Source organism: Shewanella alkalitolerans, assembly GCF_019457575.1.
Lineage (GTDB): Bacteria > Pseudomonadota > Gammaproteobacteria > Enterobacterales > Shewanellaceae > Shewanella > Shewanella loihica.
Map to the genome: position 1 here is coordinate 3864992 of NZ_CP080422.1, position 20188 is coordinate 3885179.

General features: G+C 57.8%; 15 protein-coding genes. 10 read left to right on the forward strand and 5 right to left on the reverse strand.

All coding sequences use genetic code 11. The features are described 5' to 3' along the window. Window positions 1-79 precede the first annotated feature (79 nt). Complete coding sequence (locus K0J45_RS16715) at window positions 80-1915, forward strand: protein kinase domain-containing protein (RefSeq protein ID WP_220043382.1); 1836 nt, start codon at window positions 80-82, stop codon at window positions 1913-1915. 33 nt (window positions 1916-1948) lie between these two features. On the opposite strand, the gene K0J45_RS16720 is transcribed toward K0J45_RS16715, so the two are convergent. Then, a complete protein-coding gene (locus K0J45_RS16720) occupies window positions 1949-2542 on the reverse strand; it encodes an FxsA family protein (protein WP_220043383.1) in 594 nt (197 codons plus the stop codon). A 259-nt stretch (window positions 2543-2801) separates the two neighbouring features. On the opposite strand from K0J45_RS16720, the gene cutA reads away from it, so the two are divergent. From cutA to K0J45_RS16760, 8 genes are all read left to right on the forward strand, one after another. Then, complete coding sequence (gene cutA, locus K0J45_RS16725) at window positions 2802-3125, forward strand: divalent-cation tolerance protein CutA (protein ID WP_220043384.1); 324 nt, start codon at window positions 2802-2804, stop codon at window positions 3123-3125. Further along, entirely contained in the window at window positions 3122-4930 is a 1809-nt protein-coding gene (locus tag K0J45_RS16730) for a protein-disulfide reductase DsbD (RefSeq protein ID WP_220043385.1), read from the forward strand. The genes cutA and K0J45_RS16730 overlap by 4 nt, the downstream gene beginning before the upstream one ends. A 152-nt stretch (window positions 4931-5082) precedes the next feature. Beyond that, window positions 5083-6711, forward strand: coding sequence for a cation:proton antiporter family protein (locus tag K0J45_RS16735; protein ID WP_220043386.1), 1629 nt, complete (start codon window positions 5083-5085; stop codon window positions 6709-6711). A gap of 93 nt (window positions 6712-6804) precedes the next feature. Further along, window positions 6805-7821 (forward strand): TolB family protein, encoded by a 1017-nt coding sequence (locus K0J45_RS16740; protein WP_220043387.1) that lies wholly within the window; start codon window positions 6805-6807, stop codon window positions 7819-7821. Continuing rightward, the gene (locus K0J45_RS16745; protein WP_220043388.1) at window positions 7818-11048 is read left to right on the forward strand and encodes a glycoside hydrolase family 2 TIM barrel-domain containing protein; all 3231 of its coding nucleotides are present in this window, start codon (window positions 7818-7820) and stop codon (window positions 11046-11048) included. The genes K0J45_RS16740 and K0J45_RS16745 overlap by 4 nt, the downstream gene beginning before the upstream one ends. Before the next feature lie 18 nt (window positions 11049-11066). Further along, window positions 11067-12491 (forward strand): solute:sodium symporter family transporter, encoded by a 1425-nt coding sequence (locus tag K0J45_RS16750; RefSeq protein WP_220043389.1) that lies wholly within the window; start codon window positions 11067-11069, stop codon window positions 12489-12491. Window positions 12492-12754: 263 nt separating this feature from the next. Further along, window positions 12755-13921, forward strand: coding sequence for a galactokinase (gene galK / locus K0J45_RS16755; RefSeq protein WP_220043390.1), 1167 nt, complete (start codon window positions 12755-12757; stop codon window positions 13919-13921). 111 nt (window positions 13922-14032) lie between these two features. Beyond that, window positions 14033-15073, forward strand: coding sequence for an aldose epimerase family protein (locus K0J45_RS16760; protein ID WP_220043391.1), 1041 nt, complete (start codon window positions 14033-14035; stop codon window positions 15071-15073). Window positions 15074-15190: 117 nt separating this feature from the next. Here K0J45_RS16760 and K0J45_RS16765 read toward each other — a convergent pair whose 3' ends face one another. Together K0J45_RS16765 and K0J45_RS16770 are read right to left on the reverse strand one after the other, a co-directional pair. Then, window positions 15191-15625 (reverse strand): hypothetical protein, encoded by a 435-nt coding sequence (locus tag K0J45_RS16765; protein ID WP_011867069.1) that lies wholly within the window; start codon window positions 15623-15625, stop codon window positions 15191-15193. Between the two features lie 310 nt (window positions 15626-15935). Next, window positions 15936-16949 (reverse strand): NAD(P)H-quinone oxidoreductase, encoded by a 1014-nt coding sequence (locus tag K0J45_RS16770; protein WP_220043392.1) that lies wholly within the window; start codon window positions 16947-16949, stop codon window positions 15936-15938. Between the two features lie 282 nt (window positions 16950-17231). Here K0J45_RS16770 and K0J45_RS16775 point away from each other — a divergent pair, with 282 nt between their 5' ends. After that, the gene (locus K0J45_RS16775; protein WP_220043393.1) at window positions 17232-17696 is read left to right on the forward strand and encodes a chemotaxis protein CheX; all 465 of its coding nucleotides are present in this window, start codon (window positions 17232-17234) and stop codon (window positions 17694-17696) included. A 26-nt stretch (window positions 17697-17722) separates the two neighbouring features. Here the strand turns inward: K0J45_RS16775 and K0J45_RS16780 are convergent, their stop codons facing one another. Next, a complete protein-coding gene (locus K0J45_RS16780) occupies window positions 17723-18997 on the reverse strand; it encodes a BamA/TamA family outer membrane protein (RefSeq protein WP_258406718.1) in 1275 nt (424 codons plus the stop codon). Between the two features lie 19 nt (window positions 18998-19016). Continuing rightward, the gene (gene alr, locus K0J45_RS16785; protein WP_220043395.1) at window positions 19017-20093 is read right to left on the reverse strand and encodes an alanine racemase; all 1077 of its coding nucleotides are present in this window, start codon (window positions 20091-20093) and stop codon (window positions 19017-19019) included. Between the last annotated feature and the right edge of the window lie 95 nt (window positions 20094-20188).

The window sequence follows — 20188 nt, forward strand, 5'->3', positions numbered from 1 at the left end:
CACTGCTGAAAAATCTAGCTATTGTACCTGGCCGCCGCTTCTTGCTATAAAAACATATCGATATTCAGTGAAATGACCCATGCCCAACAGCCAAGCCCCCAGCCCTGAGCTACAACACTTTTATATCTCCGAAGAGCAGTCTATCTACCTGCTCAAGGCCGATGACGCCCGCAAACACAGGGCGTGGATCAGGCTCTGTAAACAGCAGCTAAGTAAGCTGGGCTACTCAGATATCGAACTGGTGGGCAAGGGCGCCTACGGCTTCGTGTTCGCTGGCATCAATGGCCACGGCCAGGCACACGTGTTCAAGTTCTCCCGAATCACCCTGCCCCAGCAGATCCAGGACAGGCTGGAGGAGGAGGCTTATATGCTCTCCCAGGTGATCCACCCCAATGTGCCGCCGGTGATCAAGTTTGAACATGTGGGCAAGCAGGGGATCCTGGTGATGGCTAGGGCGCCGGGGGAAGATCTCGACAAACTCTGCCTCAGACATGGCGCCCTGCCGGCGCGCATCATAGTCAGTATCGCCCGCCAGCTAGCGCAGATCCTCAACTATCTGCACAACGGCCGCCCCCTGGTACATGGCGACATCAAGCCCTCTAACCTGGTGTACGACATGGAGCGGGATCATCTCTCGCTGATCGACTGGGGCTCGGCGGTATTTGCCCAGCGTGACGGCGAGGGTAATCCGGTCAACAGCAACGTGATGGATCTGCTCTCCAGCGATCAGCAACACACCAACGCCCGCATGGGGGATGTCTATTTCATCGGTGAGGAGCAGCTTAGCGGCGCCCTCTCCAGCCCCAGGTTCGACGAACAAGGGGTGGCGGCGACCCTCTACGCCCTGGCCTCGGGTCAGGCCAGCCGATTCGGCAGCAAGGTGATCCCCGCCAGCAGCATAGGCCTGCCCATAGAGCTGGCCCGCACCCTGGACGGCATGCTCAGCGAGGATCCTGCCACCCGCAACCGGGCCGGGGATTACTTTCTCAAAAGCATGGCCCATAGCCATCGTCTGCATCTGCCGGATCTGCCCACGGCGCCACTGCAGCCTGAGATCCCAGTATGGACCCTCAAGCAGGCCAAAGATGTGGAGACTGTCACCTACAGCTCGCGTAAATCCTTCCTGCGGGAGCACAACGAGGATGAGCCGATAGAGAAGATGGACGATCTCCAGCTGGAAAAGTACTACCGCAACTTTATGGCGGGCATGGGAGATACAGAGAAGGGCTTTATCGCCGCGGTCAGCCGGGTGGGCCAATATTCGCTGGTTGGCGGACTGGCGATCCACTGGCAGGAGTCCGGGGTCTTTATCGACTCTAACCTGGCCACCTATAACGCCGAGGAGAAGGCGGCGCTCATCCTGGCGGTGAACAACATGGTGACCCTGGCACGGGGCATCCGCCGTATCGGGGTGTTTAAGGCCTGCTTCTTCAACGCCCGCGACACCCTGCATCTGGAGCGCGACGACACCAGTCAGCCCTTCAGGCCGAACCCAGATCAGCAGCTGCCCTTCGAGGTGGGCGATGTGCCTTCGCTGGAGGATAAGTCCCGGCTGCACTCCTACTTCGAGGATGGCCGCGACCCGGATGAAAATCTGGAGCTGCCTAAGGAGATCATGACAGAGCTTGGCTGGATAAACCAGATCCACCACACCGGCTGCATCATCTTTGAGGTGTTACCTAACCATATGAAGATCCACAGCTATCTGCGTCTGTTGAATCCCCGTAAGCAGGCCGCCTTCAGGGCGAGCCTGGACAGGATCCTCAGCCATGTGGATAAGATTCAAGGGAAAGGCGTCTCGGGCTTCATGAAACTCCCCTACAAGAACACCCGCCGTTTTCAACATATCGACAGGAAGACGGACCACTTCTACCCCAGAAACCCCAAGGAAGTGATGGCCCAGCTAGATGAATAATGGCTCAACTTGAAGCCTAATGGCTAAGCCGATTTACTTCGGCTCGCGCTTGTCCTCGTCGCTCGCCTTATCGCCCTCTGGCTTGTCGCCTAACTGACGCTCTTCATCGAGCTTATCGGAAGGATCTGGCTTGCGCTCAAAGTCGCCGTCGAAGGTGTTGCCCTGCTCATTGAAGGGAGAGCGGTCGAAGGGCGAACGGCCACCGGCCGAACCATTTGACCCAAATGGCCCTTGCCCAAACTGGCCATGAAAGCCCCCCTGTTGACTCACCTTGACCTGCATCCGCTTGTAGAGGAAGGCGGCGATGGGCGCTCGGGTGAGCGGGGTTAATAGCAATAAACCTATAAAGTCGGTCACGAAACCTGGGATCAGCAGCAATAGACCGGCCATGGCCAGCATCATGCCCTCGACGATCTCCTGACCCGGCGCCTCGCCGCGCGCCAACTTCTGCTGCACCTGCATCAGAGTGTGTATCCCCTGACTACGCACCAGAGAGACCCCCACCACGGCGGTGAAGATCACCAGGCCCACGGTTGTCCAGCTGCCTAAGGTTTCGCCAACGCGGATCAGCACATTGAGCTCAATAACGGGAATGAGAACAAAGATAATCAATAGGATGAAAAACACGCTGACCTCACAAACTGACGAAATTTCTAATTGATTGAAAACTAAATGGGGGCGAACGGGTCTACTTTCAAGTCGGACGGCTTTTTTAGCGAATTTATCTCAGTGACAAACTTGGGATAAGCTCACTATTTTAGCAATAGCTTAATGCAAGTCGCCGACAAAACACGTAAAGTAGCTATCGCTCACGATACCCTTGTGAGCCAGTATAACCCGGTTACCTTAACGCCCAATTAATGACCATACAGGGTAAAAGCAACAGATGCAGGAAAAATGTCTACTCGTCACCACCAGCTGCCCGGACAATGAAACGGCCAGCACCCTGGCCCGCGCCTTAGTGGAAGCCAAGCTGGCGGCCTGTATTCAGATCTCCGCCCCCGTCACCTCACTCTACACCTGGGAGGGTGAAGTGTGTCAGGAGACAGAGGTGTGCCTGCAGATAAAATGTCTCGCCCGTCATTACGACAAGTTGGAGCAACTCCTCTTGTCGCTGCACCCCTACCAAGTTCCCGAGCTGATCGCCACAGAGATCCACACAGGTTCGGCGGCTTACTTAGCATGGATAAAAGAAACCTCACTATCATGAAGAAAATACTGTTCCTCTTCCTCTCGACCCTGCTGTTGATCGCCCCCGGGGCGCAAAGTGAAAGCCTGTTCAGCAACAGTAAGTTTGATTTTCTTAAAGATGAACCTCAGCTGATGCCTGTGGATCAGGCCTTCGTCTTCGATGCCCAACAAGAGGGCAACCTGGTCAAGATCAGCTGGGTGATCGCCGACGGTTACTACCTGTATCGCGACAAGCTCAAGTTCGCCGCCGACGGCGCGACCCTGGGTGAGATCCAGTTGCCTAAGGGCAAGCCCCACAGCGATGAGTATTTCGGCGAGCAGGAGGTCTACTACTCATACGTCGAGGTGCCTGTGGCTCTCAAGGAAGCCACGGCAGAGGCCAATATCAGCGTGACCTTCATGGGCTGCGCCGAGGGTAAGCTCTGCTTCCCGCCCACCACACGTAGCGCGCCCCTGACTCAGGTCGCCGCCAATGCAGGTCTGCTGCCAGAGGCGATGAAGGCGACACCAGTTGCGAGTGAAACTGCAAGCAATCAGGCACCTATCACCCAGCAGGACTCTCTCAGCCAGATGCTATCTGGCGACAACCTGCTGTGGACCCTAGTGATCTTCTTCGGCCTGGGCATAGGCCTGGCGCTGACCCCCTGCGTCTTCCCCATGTACCCAATCCTGTCTGGCATTATCGTCGGCCAGGGTGAGAAGCTCTCTACCGGCAAGGCCTTCAGCCTCTCCATGGTCTATGTGCAAGGGATGGCGATCACCTATTCGCTGCTGGGGCTTATCGTCGCCTCGGCGGGCATGAAATATCAGGCCGCATTGCAACACCCTGCCGTGTTGGTGGGGCTGGCAATCCTCTTCTTAGTGCTCAGCCTCTCCATGTTCGGCCTGTACGAGCTACGCCTGCCGTCTAGCTGGCAGGAGAAGATGAACCGCTTCTCTAACAACCAGAAGGGCGGCAACGTCCTGGGTGTGTTTGTCATGGGGATCATCTCGGGTCTGGTGGCATCCCCTTGCACCACGGCGCCGCTATCGGGCGCCCTGGTCTATGTGGCGCAAACCGGCGACCTGATGCAAGGCTTCCTGGCCCTCTATGTGCTCAGCATGGGCATGGGTCTGCCGCTGCTGATCATCGGCTCATCGGGCGGTAAGCTGCTGCCACGTGCCGGTGCCTGGATGGATGTGATCAAGACAGTGTTCGGCTTCCTGCTGATCGCCGTCTCTATCCTGATGATAGGCCGTATCTGGACCGGACTGGTATCGGATCTGCTTTGGGCCCTGTGGGGCGTCAGTCTGACCGCTTACCTGATGCATCAGAACAAACTCACCGAGTTTAACTGGAAGCAGACGGTGCGCTCCGTACTGCTGTTGATGACCCTGCTGGGCAGCTTCTCCTATGGCTTCCAGGCCGTCATGGCCAGCCTGGGCTACCAGGCCCATACGGGTGCGGTCAGCCATAAGGTGAGCCACAAGACCATCAAGAGCCTTGAAGATCTGCAGGCCGAGGTGGCCGCCGCCAGTGCCCAGGGTAAGCCTGTGATGCTGGATCTCTACGCCGACTGGTGTGTCGCCTGTAAGGAGTTTGAGAAGATCACCTTCGTCGACCCTGAGGTGCAGGCTCGTCTGTCGCAGATGGTGTTCCTCCAGGCCGACGTGACCAAAAACGATGCCATCGATATCGAGCTACTTGAGCACTACGAGGTGTTGGGCCTACCTACCCTCTTGATGTTCGATGCCAAGGGCGAGATCCGCGACGAGCTGCGCGTCACCGGCTTCATGAAGCCTGCGGAGTTTGCCGCCCATCTGGATCACCTGCTAGCCAAGTAAGCTCAGTCGGCCTCGTATAAACTACATAAAAACCTCCTACGGGAGGTTTTTTATTAAGAGCTAAAAGATAGCTCGCTCATCAAAGTTTTCATTTATAGTTAACCCAATTCCTATACAATCAGGGGTATACCTCACGGACCTCTAGGAGCAACATGGAACCCGCCATCCTCATCATCACCTTAGCCTGTGGCATGCTTGTCAGTCGTATCGGTTTACCACCACTCATAGGTTATCTGGTCGCGGGCTTCGTATTGTTCCTCTTCGGCATCGACGAGAGCAGCCTGCCCCTGTTGGAGCAGCTGGCGGAGCTGGGTGTCACCCTGCTGCTGTTTGCCATCGGCCTCAAGCTGGATATTCGCAGCCTGTTTAAGGCCGAGGTGTGGGCGGGATCCAGCTTGCATCTGATGGGATCCATCATCTTCCTGGTGCCCCTGCTTAAGCTGCTCGGCCTACTGGGGCTGGAGCAGCTGAGTGGCCTGGCCTTCAATCAGCTGACCCTGCTGGCCTTCGCGCTGAGCTTCTCCAGCACCATCTTCGCCGTCAAGGTGCTCGAAGATAAGGGTGACATGCAGTCACTCTATGGCCGTGTCGCCATTGGTATTCTGATCATGCAGGATATCTTCGCCGTCGCCTTCCTCACCATCTCCAAGGGGGATATTCCCTCCATCTGGGCCCTGGGACTCCTGCTGCTGCCCTTCGCCAAGCCGCTCATCTACAAGGCGTTCGACAAGGTCGGTCACGGCGAGCTCTTGGTGCTCTTCGGCCTGGTGATGGCCCTGGTGGTGGGTGCCGGCCTATTCGAACTGGTCGGCCTCAAGCCGGATCTGGGCGCGCTTATCATAGGCATACTGCTGGCGGGTCACGCCAAGTCGTCTGAGCTGGCCAAGTCGCTCTTCTACTTCAAAGAGCTGTTTCTGGTGGCCTTCTTCCTCACGGTCGGGCTCAATGGCTTGCCAAGCTTCGCCGACATCGGCCTGGCGGCGCTTTTGGTGCTTATCGTGCCGGTGAAGATAGTGCTCTTCCTCTATCTGCTGACCCACTTCAGGCTGCGTTCGCGCACCTCCTTGATGACCTCGTTCAACCTGGGCAACTACAGCGAATTTGGCCTGATCGTCGCCGCCGTGGCCACCAGCAAGGGCTGGCTACCCGGGCAATGGCTGGTGATCCTGGCCGTGGCCCTCAGCCTCAGCTTTTTGTTTGCCGCACCCCTTAACGCCGCCTCGGCCCGCCTGTATCAGAAGTTTCAGAGTCGCTTGCAGAAGCTGGAAAGACACCCGCTGCACCCCGAAGACAGACAGATCCCCGTGGGCAACCCACGCTTCCTCATCCTGGGGATGGGGCGTATCGGTAGCGGTGCCTACGACGAGCTGGCCAACCAGTTTGACGGCGAGATCCTGGGGATAGAACACAAGCAAGATCTGGTGGACTTCCACCGCCAGCAGGGACGTAACGTGGTACAGGGCGACGCCTCGGATACCGACTTCTGGGAAAAGCTGGACAGGGCGCCGAATCTCGAGCTGGTGCTACTGGCCATGCCCCACCACGCGGGTAACCAGTTTGCGGTGGAGCAACTAAAACGCCTAGATTATCAGGGCAAGCTCAGCGCGATCGTGCAATACAGCGAGGATGCCCAGTCCCTCAAGGCCGCCGGGGTGCATAGCGTTTTCAACCTCTACGAGGCCGCCGGCGCCGGTTTTGTCGAGCATGTGGTTTGCGAGCTCAAGTCCGGCAAGCAGCACGAGGCCGATATCGCCGTCGAGCCTCAGGAGACCACAGGCTAGCCCTAACTGCGCTCAAATCATAGATTGTATACATTATTCTAAATATCTTGTATTGTACTTGCCATCCTGCGATAAGATGGGAAGTACAATACTGTGCCGACAAAAAAACAAAAAACTAATCAATACAATACTTTCGGAAACATACTCAAAACCAGCTTCTGCCTGTTAGCTGGCGCGACCGCTCAGGTCAGCGCCGCGGGCTACGACATCTGGCTCTATCCCTTAACCAAACAGGTCGAGGCCCCCCACTGGCGACTCGGCGAGCCTATCAGTGTCAGCGACCGCTCGGGTTACGACAATCAGGCTGCATTTGGCCCCAAGGGCAAGCAGCTGGTGTTCGCCTCCGATCGCGCCGGTGATCATAACGACATCTACCGATTCGACATCGACACGGGCGAGATAACCGCCCTAACCCACACCCAAGAGATCAGCGAATACTCGCCTCAGCTAATATCACAGGGCCTCACCTCACAGGGTCTGATCTCACAGGGCCTTACCTATGTGGCCGAGCAGGGCGTGCCCCACCAGAGCATCTGGCAACAGTCGCTGATTGATAATAAGGCTCCCCAGCGCGCGGTAAACAGCCTGATCCCAGCAGGTTATTACGCCAGGCTAGAGGGTATCGGCACCCTGATCTGGGCCAGATATGGCTATAACCTCTACTATGAGCCGGTTGGCGAAAGTGCCGACGAGCGCCACTTCGTGGTGAGCGATGTCGGGCGCAGCCTGCACGCCCTGCCGAGTATCAAGCAGTTCAGCTACCTTAAGAAACGCATGGATGGCGAGCGAGTCGTCACCCTGTTCGACCCAGAATCTGGCAGCCACACGCCGCTTATCGACCTGGGCCAGGGCAGTGAAGACTATGCCTGGAGTAGCGATGGCTGGCTGTTTAACCTTGAGGGCGCTGTACTTCGCAGCTGGCCTTACCCGCCGTTGGCCGGCGCTGATAAAAACATAACCGAGACGCCGCAGCAAGAGCTGTCTGGTTGGCAGGCGGTAACTAAGCTTATCCCGCCGACGCCGCACCATCACAGCCCTTCTCGGATCGCCATCAGCCCCACTTTGGATTTTATTGCCATCACCTGGCAACGTAAGGACACGCCACAATGATCAACCGCTTCTCTCTGCTACAGAGACTCTCCTATACACTTGCATTCTCTCTAGTCTTTGGGCTGGTAGTCTCCAACCCGGCGCTGGCAAGGGATCGCTGGCAGGATCACACCCTATTCGAGGTCAACAAGCTGGCGCCCCATGCCAGCTTCTTCGGTTATGAATCAGAGCCTCTGGCGCTGTTAGATGAAATGGACCACAGCCAGCATTATCTGGCTCTCAACGGCCGCTGGCGCTTTCATCTAGCCAAGAATCCCGATGCCACACCCAAAGAGTTCGCCGCTCCCGAGTTTGATGCCAGCCACTGGGGTAGCATACAGGTGCCGGGCAATTTCGAGACTCAGGGCTACGGCCACGCCATCTACCTCGACGAGCGCTATCCCTTCGACACTAAGTGGCCCGATGCACCAAATGATCACAACCCCACAGGCCTCTATCGCAAGACCTTTACCCTGCCCGCCCATTGGCAGCAGAAACAGGTGTTCATCCATATAGGCGCGGCGCGCTCGGCCCTCACCCTGTTCGTCAACGGCCGGGAGGTCGGCTACAGCCAAGGCGCCAAGACCCCGGCTGAGTTCGACATCACCCCCTACCTGCAAGCGGGTGACAATCTCGTCGCCATGCAGTTGATCCGCTGGAGCGACGCCAGTTACCTGGAAAGCCAGGATATGCTGCGCATGACGGGCATAGAGCGCGAGGTCTACCTCTATGCCACGCCCAAGCAGCGCATAGAAGATATCCAGGTTATCACTCATTTAAACGAGAATCTCACCCAAGCCGAGCTTGCCATCAGGGTAAATCTCGCCAGCCACCAGCCAGAAGTAAGAGCCCTTGAATTAGAGGCGCGCCTGTTGGATCCCCAGGGCAAACAGGTCGCGAAAGCTAACCAGCGCCTGAGCCTGAAAGGCGATGCCAAGCTCGACTTTAGCCAGACCCTAAAATCCCCCAAGCTGTGGAACGCCGAGACCCCGAATCTGTACCGGCTCATCCTGACCCTCAAGACAGAGGCGGGAGAGACGCTTCAGGTCGCCAGTCAGCAGATAGGCGTGCGCAGGATCGCCATCGAAAATGGTCAGCTCAAGGTCAACAACAAGGCGATCACCATACGCGGCGTGGATCGTCACGAGACAGATCCCCAAACCGGCCATGTGGTCAGCCGCGAGACCATGGAGCTGGATATCCGTCTGATGAAGCAGAACAATATCAATGCGGTGCGCTCCAGCCACTACCCGAATCATCCCTACTGGCTCAGCCTCGCCGACCGCTACGGCCTGTATGTGATCGATGAGGCCAACATAGAGTCCCACCCGCTGGCGATAGACGACAAGACCCAGCTGGGCAACGAGATGAGCTGGCTGCCCGCCCATCAGGCGCGTATCGAGCGTATGGTCGAGCGCGATAAGAATCACGCCTCGGTGATTATCTGGTCTCTGGGTAATGAGGCCGGTGAAGGCAAGTTGTTCGAGCGCCTCTACCAGTGGATAAAGCAGCGGGATCCCAGTCGACCTGTGCAGTATGAACCGGCGGGCGAGGCGCCTTACACGGATATCGTCGCCCCCATGTATCCCTCCATCGAGCGGATACGCGAATACGCCGAGCGCGCCAGCGACCGGCCGCTGATCATGATCGAATACGCCCACGCCATGGGCAACTCGGTAGGCAACCTGCAAGACTACTGGGATGTAATAGAGGCCTATCCCCAGCTGCAGGGCGGCTTCATCTGGGACTGGGTGGATCAGGCGCTGGCCTTCAGTAACGATTTAGGTCAGAGGTACTGGGCCTACGGTAAGGACTATCACCCCGATATGCCCACAGACGGCAACTTCCTCAACAACGGCCTGGTGGATCCCGACCGTAACCCCCATCCCCACCTGAGTGAGGTGAAAAAGGTCTATCAACCCATCAAGTTGAGAGACTTTAAGGTTGAGGGTGATAAGGCCTGGGTGAATCTCATCAACGGCTTCGACTTTGCCTCCACCTCAGGCCTGAGCCTGAACTGGACGCTGCAGCGAGATGGCAAGATCATCGCGAGCAAACGCCAGGCCATGCCGACACTCTCCCCCGGCGAGCAGGCCCGTGTCAGCTTCACCCTTCCGGATAAAAAGATCCTTAGCGCCCCCTTCGAGTATCACCTGCTACTCGAGGTGCTGGTCGATGCTCCGAGGCCGCTGCTGCCGAGCGATCACCGCATCGCCTTCGAGCAGTTCGCCCTGCCACGCTCCGGGGCAAAAGCCGCTTATCAAGTAAAGAAAAACCAGGCCAAGATAAGCGAAGATAGCGGCAGCTATCGCCTCACCTCGGGTGAGCTGAGCTATGAGTTCGATAAACGCAGCGGCTGGCTAACCCAGATCTACCAAGAGGGTGAGCCTCAGCTTAAGGCGCCACTGATGGCCAACTTCTGGCGCGCGCCAACCGACAACGATCTGGGTAACCAGATGCCCGAGTGGGCCGGCGCCTGGCAAGACGCGGCAACTGAGCTAGAAGTCACGGCGATCGACGCCGATCCCGCCCTTGGGCTGACCATCAGCCAGAGCCATGCCAACATGGGCTTTAGCCTGCGCACCCGCTATAGCCTAGATAATGCAAGGCGCCTGGCTATCGACAGCCAATTTATCCCTGGGAATAAGCCGCTCGCCGATCTGCCCCGCTTCGGTTTCAACACCCGGCTAGGCTTTGAGCACAGATACCTGAGTTACTTTGGCCGCGGCCCGGAGGAGACCTACGCCGATCGCCAGTCGGGCAATCCCCTGGGCTGGTATGCCCTGCCGATAGAGCAAACCTATCACAGATACCCAAGACCCCAGGAGACGGGCCAGCGTACCCAGGTGCGCTACGCCGCGGTGACAGATCATCAGAGTCAAGGATGGCTAGCGATCGCTAACCAGGCTCAAACAGGAGAACAGGACAGCAAGGAGGCAGACGAGATCGCGACCCTACAGACCAGCCTCTGGCCCTTCGCCCAGGCCGACATAGATTTTCGCCGCGGCGATGCCCAGGACTCAGCTTCGAGTCTGGTGGCCGTCACCCGCAACCACGGCGCCGAGATCCCGCTTCGGCAGTTCGTCACCTGGAATATCGATTACCGCCAGATGGGCGTCGGCGGTGATACCTCCTGGGGCCGTCCTGTGCACGGGCCCTACCGCATCAAGGCCGAGCCGATCCGCTTCGGCTTTACCCTGATGCCAGTGGGCAGCGATGACGATATCCGCACCCTGGCAAGACAATAACAATAAGGAAGCAAGCAGATGGAACAGACAATACAGGTGGCGATCTTCGTCGCCCTCACAGGGCTGGTCGCCCTGATCACCTACCTCAAGTGTCGCAAGGTGACCCGCGACGCCAACGACAGCCGCGACTACTTTCTCGCCGGCGGCGGCCTGAGCTGGATAGTGGTGGCAGGCTCCTTGATGATGACCAACATCAGCGCCGAGCAGATCGTCGGCATGAATGGCGCCCAGACCCTGCTGGTCGCCTGGTGGGAGATCGCCGCCGCAATCGGTCTTATCATCCTGGCCAAGTGGTTGATCCCCATCTATTACCGCTACAACTGCACCACTACCACAGAGCTGCTGGAGCGTAAGTATCAGGACAAGGGGATCCGCGCCATGGTCTCTGTGCTCTTCATGCTGGGCTACGCCTTCATCCTGCTGCCGGTGGTGCTCTACACTGGCTCGCTGTTCATGAAATCCATGTTCGGCCTCTCCATCTCTGTCACAGTGCTGGCGATCATCTTCGCCGTGGTGGGCGCCATCTACGCCATCTTCGGCGGCCTGAGAGCCATCGCCATCTCAGATACCCTCAACGGCCTGGGGCTGATCCTGATGGGGCTGGCGGTCTCCTACCTGGCGATGCATGCCGTGGACTGGGATCTCTCTGGCGTCCCGCTGGAACGCCTGACCCTGATCGGCGATAGCCAGTCGGATATTCCCTGGTCGACACTGCTCACCGGGATGATCTTCATTCAGATCTTCTACTGGGGCACCAACATGGTGATCACCCAGCGCGCCCTGGCCGCCAAGTCGGTGAAGGAGGCGCAGAAGGGCCTGTACGCCGCCGTGGTGATGAAGCTGATCATCCCGGTGATCGTGGTGCTGCCGGGCATAGTCGCCTTTAAGCTCTATGGCGATGTGGGCGACGTGGCCTACGGCAAACTAGTGGGCGACCTGCTGCCTAGCTGGCTCTCTGGCGCCTTCGCCGCCGTGATCGCCGGCGCCGTGCTCAGCTCCTTCAACTCCTGCCTCAACTCGGCCGCCGCCCTCTACACCTGCGACATCCACCAAAACTACATCAATGCCGATGCCGACGTGCGCAAGATAGGCACCCGGGTCGCTCTGCTGTTCACCCTGATCTCGGTCGCCCTGGTGCCCCTGTTTGCCCGCTCCGAGAGCATAATCGCCCTACTGCAACAGCTCAACGGCCTCTACTCGATGCCGGTACTGGCGGCCTTTATCTGTGCGCTAGTCTTCAAAAATGTCAGTGCCAAGGCGATAAAATGGGGTCTGGTCTTCGGGGTCTTGCTCTATGCCCTGTTCACCTTCGTCTGGAGCCCGCTGCACTTCATTCACCTGATGGCGATCACCCTGCTGGCGACCATACTGGTTACTCTGGTCTTGAGTCGCCTGTTTGCCCAGTCTGTCGTCGCCCCCGTTGCCGAGCCCACCCTGGACTAAGCTATTTGGCTAGAGCAAACAGACCCGTTCCTGGTTTTCCCTGCCGAGCCCATGATGGCTCGGCAAGTGGCCAAGATAAAACATCTGGTTAACACTAGAGCCAGTCGGCGATATTTTCCCGATCCCGGCTGACAAATCTCAGTTACATCAATGACTGAGACGTGATATAAAAATGACAAGGATGACTCATGGTTGTTACCACCATGAACAAGACTGCCCAAAGGGGCAGAGAACGCTAACTTTTTCTGAGAAGTTCAACACCAATGTCGAATACCGCACAGCGCGCCAATAAACTTTTTGTGCAGACCTTTGGTACCACGGCCGATGACCTGTATCAGGCGCCGGGCCGGGTTAACCTGATCGGCGAACATACAGATTACAACGATGGGTTCGTCCTCCCCGCCGCCATCAACTTTAGAACCGTTATCGCAGTGAAACAGCGCGACGACGACAAGTTCCGCGCCGTATCCGACGTTTTTCCCGGCAAGATCTACACCTGGCACTTCGGCCAGGAGGGTGAGATGGACCCCAACGACAGCTGGATCAATTACTTAAAGGGCTTTACCGCGGCGGTATCGGCCAGCGGTCTGCCTGCCAAGGGGATGGATCTGGCGGTCGTGGGTAGCGTCCCCCTCGGGGCGGGTCTCTCCTCGTCGGCGGCACTGGAGATCGCCTTCGGCACCGCGCTTAACGATTGCAGCCAGCTCAGGCTATCGCCGCTGGCGGTGGCCCAGATGGCCCAACGCGGCGAAAACCAATATGTTGGCTGCGCCTGCGGCATCATGGATCAGATGATCAGCGCCATGGCTCAAGAGGAGCATGCCCTGCTGATCGACTGTGAAGATCTCGACTGTGAGCCAGTGCCCATCCCCGAAAGCCTAAGCCTGATCATAGTCAACTCCAACGTCCCCCGCGGTCTCGTAGACAGCGAATATAACCTGCGCCGTGAACAATGCGAACAAGTCGCCGAGCATTTCGGCATCGAGAGCCTGCGCCATCTTGAGCTGCGTACCCTGGAAGGGGCCAAGGATGAGCTGCCGGAGGTCTGTTACCGCCGGGCGCGCCATGTGCTGAGCGAAAACCGCCGCACCCAGAACGCCGCCCACGCACTGGAGGCGGGTAACATCGCCAAGCTGAGCGAGCTCATGGCCCAGTCGCACCAATCGATGCGTGACGACTTTGAGATCACCGTGCCCGAGATCGACAAGCTGGTCGAGATCATCGACGCCGTGGTCGGCGATCGCGGCGGCGTGCGCATGACGGGTGGCGGCTTCGGCGGCTGCGTCGTAGCACTGGTAGATCACGACCTTACCGACGCCGTGGTCGAGGCGGTCGAGCGCCAATATCAGGCGGCGACAGGCCTGGAAGCCAGTGTCTACCTCTGCTCGGCGAGCCAGGGCGCCTCAAGGTTGGACGAGGAGCTCTATTAATCGCTGAGCCTTAGGTGTAAATCGCTGTTTAGAATACGTATTCATGCCCTCGTCCAGGGGCGAGATAATACAATAGGATCCCAACTTTAATCGCTTAAGGAAAAGATTATCATGGTACGTTTTCGCCCGCTCGATGCCTGGAACGATCCCCGTGGTGGCCAGATTGAACGCATCATCATAGACAACGGCACCCTGGCCATCGAGGTGCTCAGCCTCGGCGGCATTATCCGCTCCCTCTGGGCGCCGGATAACCAGGGCGAGCGTGGCAATATCGTGCTGGGCTGCGACAGCGCCCAGGATTATCTGACCCAAGACGCCCATCTAGGCGCCATCGCCGGACGCTACGCCAACCGCATCGCAGGCGCCCGCCTGAGCCGGGACGGTCAAGCATTCTGTCTGGACAACAACCATCAGGACAACTGCCTGCACGGTGGCCGCGAGGGCTTCAACCGTAAGCAGTGGCATATCGGCCAACTCAGCGATGGCGTGCGCCTCAGCCTGTTCAGCCCGGATGGCGACATGGGCTTTCCCGGTAACGCCAATGTCCAGCTCGACTACCGCCTGGTGGGCAACAACCTCTATGTGGAGATCCTCGCCAGCACAGATAAACCCTGCCCCATCAGCCTGACCCAGCACAGCTACTTCAACCTGGAAGGTGCAAGCGAGCGCAGCAGCCTGGGACATATTATCCAGAGCGACAGCCAGCATTACCTCACCACAGATGAGCAGGGGATCCCAACAGATGTGACTCAGGTAGCCGGTACGCCGCTGGATCTCAGCCAGGGTCAGTCCCTCGCGAGCCTGAAGACGGCGCTGGAAGCCGAGCCGACAAGGGGCATAGATCACTGCTACCTGACGCCCAATCATGACGGTAAGGCCCTGAGCCGATTCGGCACTGTCAGCGCCCCGGCCTCAGGCAGACGCATGACCCTCTACACCAATCAGCCAGGTGTGCAGATCTACGGCAGTAACTTCCTCGAGGGCACCCTTGGCAAACAAGGACAAAGACTGGCCTCATATCAGGCGGTATGCGTCGAGCCACAGCAACTGCCCGATGCCCCCAATCAGGCACACCTAGTGGGCACGCCTTGGCTGATGCCGGGCGAGGTGTATCACCACATGAGTCGCTATCAGTTCGATCTCATCAAATGAGATGCTAACGGGAAAAGAGATAAGAGAAGTAAAAAAGATTTAGGTAGGGGTTCCAGAGGGACCGGAACCTCTTACCTAAGGATGGCGGCTAACTAAGCAGGAGTCCTGGCAGGTTGCCTAATTGCGGTCGTCATCGTCAGACCAATCATCATAGCCGTCGTCCAGGCTATCGACTTCGAGTTCGACATCATCATCGTCGTCATCGCTGGCACCTTCTTCGGCATCCACCTTCACCTTCTTAGGCGCTGGTGCAGGTTTAGCATGAATCGCCTCAACCCAACCGGCATGCTGCTGCATGAAGGCGGCTCGGGTCGCTAACCAGTTCGCGTCATATTCAGCTTTAGCGGCCTTAAGTTCCTCTTCCGTAAGGTCATGCAGGTTCACCTTAACGATGTCCTCGGCATATTCAATCACGGCATCTCTTACCGTGTTATAGAGATAAACTCGTCCCGCCGTGGCTTCGGGAAACTCTTTGTCGTGAATGAGGATAGTATTACCTCGAGCCGTACGAAGTTCACCATACCAAACAGGTTCTTTAGACGTGTCATACATATATGCTAATACCCTTAAATCAACACATACCAATATAAAATTATAAAGCTGACAACAGTTAGCTTAGTCACTGCCATCGCCACAAACGCCTCTGGACAATAGCCCACACATTTTTAATAAATACCGCCAGAAATCAATAGCCAAATGGATCTATTTTATTTAATTGCTATCAAAATGTTCACTCGGTAGATACTAGTAACGAATTTAGCCGATCAAATCAGTTATTCAAGTTTTTTCTAACCTACTTTATACCAAAGTTAACAGACCGCTCAGCCCCCATGAGCGCGCGGCTTGTCACACCCGTTGACGGCTAGTCATTCGCCACCTTGAGTACCAGCTTTCCTCTGTGTTGCCCCGACTCCATCAGGGCGTGGGCCTTGGCCGCATCACCCAGCGCAAACTCGGCAAACAGGTGAGGCACCAGGCTGCTGCCCTCCTGGGTGTCGAACTTAGGCCACACCTGCTCACGCAGGCCATCGGCGATCGCCTGCTTGGCCGCCACCGATTGCGGCCTCAGGGTCGCCCCCGTCCAGCAGATGCGCTTGGCCATCAAGAGCGCCACATCCACCTCGGCGCGCCTGCCCCGCTGCTGGGCGATGGTGACCAGGCGCCCCTCGATCGCCAGCGCCTTGAGGTTAAGATCGATTAGGTCACCCGAGGCCATATCCAGCACCAGATCTACCCCTTGAGGCGCCACCGCCTTTATCTGAGCCAGCAGATCCTCGTCGTGGTAGTTAAAGCCGTGGTCGGCCCCCAGGGCGAGGCAGTAGTCAATCTTCTCCTGACTGCCGCAGGTGACCAGCACCTTAACAGCGAATTGTTTCGCTAAGGTGACCGCCGCCGAGCCGATACCGCCCGAGCCACCATGAATAAGCACAGTCTCACCCGCCTTAAGGCCGCCGCGCATGAACATGTGTCCCCACACGGTGAAGAAGGTCTCGGGCAGGGCCGCCGCCTGAGCCATGGTCACCCCACTGGGAATAGGCAGGCAGTGTACCGCCCAGGTCGCCACATACTCGCCATAGCCACCGCCGGGTACCAGGGCGCACACCCTGTCCCCCAACTGCCAGCCGGTCACCTGCTCGCCCTTGGCCACTACTGTGCCTGACACCTCCAGGCCCAAGATCTCGCTGGCACCGGTTGGCGGTGGATAGAGGCCGCGGCGTTGGGCGACATCTGGGCCATTCACCCCGGCATATTCCACCTTGATCAGCAGCTGATCCGGCGCTATGGCAGGCAAGGGACTCTGCGCCAGCTCTAGCACCTCGGGCCCGCCTGGGGCGTTAAATTGCACATGGGTATAGTGTGTGGGAAGCATTGACATGGCTGCTCCTAACATTAGCGGGCGTTAATGCTGTCGAGGCTAGCGCGAAATGGGTGAATTGGGCAAGCCTTAGCCGTCATCCTTATACGCCTTGGGCGACAAAAACAAACAGCAGCTCACAAATATCTTTACCATTAGTAAGTTAGATATAAAAGATTTGTCGCCCCGCCAGAGCTTTATGTTATGGTGTTACAGAGCAAGCAGGCTTTACGCCCATTTATCACCTAAGCTTAAAGTCCGATATGCTGCGATCTGTTATCACCAGAAGGGGCTGCACCTGCGATGAATGTAGACTTTATCAATCCTTTTCTCGATTCCCTGCTCAATGTGCTCAAGACCATGGCCAACATGGAGCTCAAACCCGGCAAACCTAACCTGAAAAAAGATAACCTGGCCAAGGGCGATGTGTCAGGCCTGATCGGCATGGTCGGCCCTCAGACCAAGGGCTCGCTGTCGATCACCTTCGAAGAAACCTTGATCTTGGAGATCATGAACAAGATGCTAGGGGAGAAGCCGGAGAGCATAGACGAAGAGGTGACGGATCTGGTGGGTGAGCTGACCAACATGGTGACCGGCGGCGCCAAGAATCTGCTAAGCGATAAGGGCTACGAGTTCGATATGGCGACCCCCATAGTGGTGTCGGGTAAGAACCACACCATAGCCCACAAGTCGGACGGGCAGAAGATCATCATGCCCTTTGGCAGCATCTACGGCACCGCCTACATAGAGATCTGCTTCGAAGGCTAACCAGCGCAGCAATACTCAAGTAATGGCTAGAAAGGCTGGTTCACCATGACCCAGAACTGGCTTTCCTCCTCGCCGATGGCGAGATCCGTACGCACCACCACACCTTCCACCTCGAAACGAATACCGGCGCCGAAGCTGGTTTTCATCTGGCTGTGCAGGCTATCTAAGGCAAACTCATCGCTCACCTTGCCCGCCTCGACAAATGCCGTCCACTGCCACCAGGGAATATCGAACCAGCGAAACACGGGCAGGCTCTGCAATGGCTGCCACTTGGGCTCTAGCCGATATTCGGCCGCATAGAGCAAGGCGCTGCGGCCGGTGAACTGATCGCCACTGTAACCACGCAGGCGCTTAAAGCCCCCCAGGCCCACCCCGGCAAATCCTGGCGGACGCCCGTTGGTCTGACTGTTCGGATCATAGTCGTTCCAGGTAGGGGTGTCGGCGAGATAAAAGTTAAAGGCCAATACCCGACTGTCGAACCAGCCAGATTGCCCTAGGGACAGATAGAGGCTCTGCTCAAACTCCCAGGTGGTCCAGCTCTGACGCTGGCTGCTGCCCCAGTCGCGGGTCAGGGTCAGGCTGGTGCGCCCGCCCTGCTTGCTGTTCTCGCGATCGTCGCGGTTGTCCCAGGCAAGCTCTAGCTCCAGGCCGCGGGCCGATTGTGGCAGCGACTCATATCCCTCCAGGCGTTGCTCGGTATAAAAAGGAGTCAGCTCTATGCTGCTCACCCCTGAGGTGAGTGGGTTCCATTCGTGGCTGCCTATTGGGGCGCTGCGCAAACTAGCGGCCGCGCCCTTGGCGCCTCGCCCCCAGGGCAGCACATATTTAAGGTGCAGCCTGGCAAAGGATTCATCCCCCTGAGTCACCACTCGCTCGGGGGCATCGGCGGCGCGTCCCACCTCCTGCCCTGGAATGTAGAAGATCCCTTCTGTGTAGCGGGCGCGGTAATACTCACCGGAAAACAACCAGCTATCCACACCCGGCAGCTGATAGTCGTTGGCGCCAAGATAGGTGACCCAGGAGTCGTTGGCTGTGCCCAGCCCTAGGGCAAACAGGGAGGCCTGACGCTGCCCCGCATGCTTGACCACACCAGCGGCGCCTACAGAGGTACTCAGGCTCTCGGTGGCGAAGATGAAGGGCACGGCAACATATTCTGCCTCGGTGCCGTCATCGCTGCTTATCTGAACCTGAGGTGCCAGGTCATCGCTGGCCAGTGCCTGCTGGGTCCCTAAGGCGAGCAAGCCTGTAAAAAACAGACGGCTAGCCCGAGAAGCTAGCCGCGTGAGAGATATTTTCGCCATCAACAAACTAGTCATTTGATCATTCGAGGCAGACGGCGACACGAGGAGTCAGCTTAGTCACCAGTTCGTAGGCGATAGTGCCGATATGCTCGGCCACCTCTTCGACCGGCAGCGCCTTGCCCCAGAGCACGGCGGTATCGCCTACCTTGTCTGTGGCATCCAGGCCGAGATCCACCGTCAGCATATCCATGGAGACACGGCCCACCACGGGCACCAGGCGGCCATTGACCCAGACTGGGGTACCTTCTGGGGCGTTGCGGGGATAACCATCGCCATAACCTATGGCCACCACACCTAGCTTGGTATCTTGCTTGGCGCGCCAGTAGCTGCCGTAGCCGACGGGATCGCCGGCCTTATGGTCACGCACCGCAATCAGCTGAGACACCAGCTCCATGGCGGGCTCAAGACCATGATTACGACCGAGATCGCCGACCACAGGCGAAACGCCATAAAGCGCTATCCCCGGACGGATCCAGTCGGCCTGGGTCGCCTGCCAGTAGAGGGTCGCGGCCGAGTTGGCCAGGGTGCGATCGCCAGGAAGGTCTGCCGTCATCTGCTCGAAGCGGCGCGCCTGCTCGGCGGTCGCGGGATTATCCGGCTCGTCGGCGCAGGCAAAATGTGTCATCAGATTGATGGGCTTGGCCACGTTGGCACAGGCCTGCAGGCGCTGGTAGATAGCTTCAAACTGATCCAGGTTAAAGCCTAAGCGATGCATGCCAGTATCTATCTTCATCCACACGGTCACCGGCTTGGCCAGACTGACGGCCTCCAGCATCTCGAGCTGCGACTCGTGGTGCACCACGGTATCGATATCATGCTCGACCAGGGTCGCCACGTCGCTTGGGCGAAAGAAGCCTTCCAGCAGAAGCAGCTTGGCACTCACGCCACCGGCTCTAAGCTCCAGAGCCTCTTCGAGGCGCGCCAGGCCAAAGCCGTCGGCGCTGGCCAGGCAGTGGGCCACATTCAACAGGCCGTGACCATAGCCGTTGGCCTTCACCACTGCCATCACCTTACTCTGGGGGGCCAGCTGGCGTAATCGCTTTAGGTTAGCTTTCAGCGCATCGCCGCTGATCTCTGCTCGGGGAAAGGGTTTCAAACAATAACCTTAATGTTAATGGCGTCGAGACTCGATGAGGGTAACGCAAAATAGCGACCGATAGGGCTAATTAAACCAAGTTTAATCTCACCCTA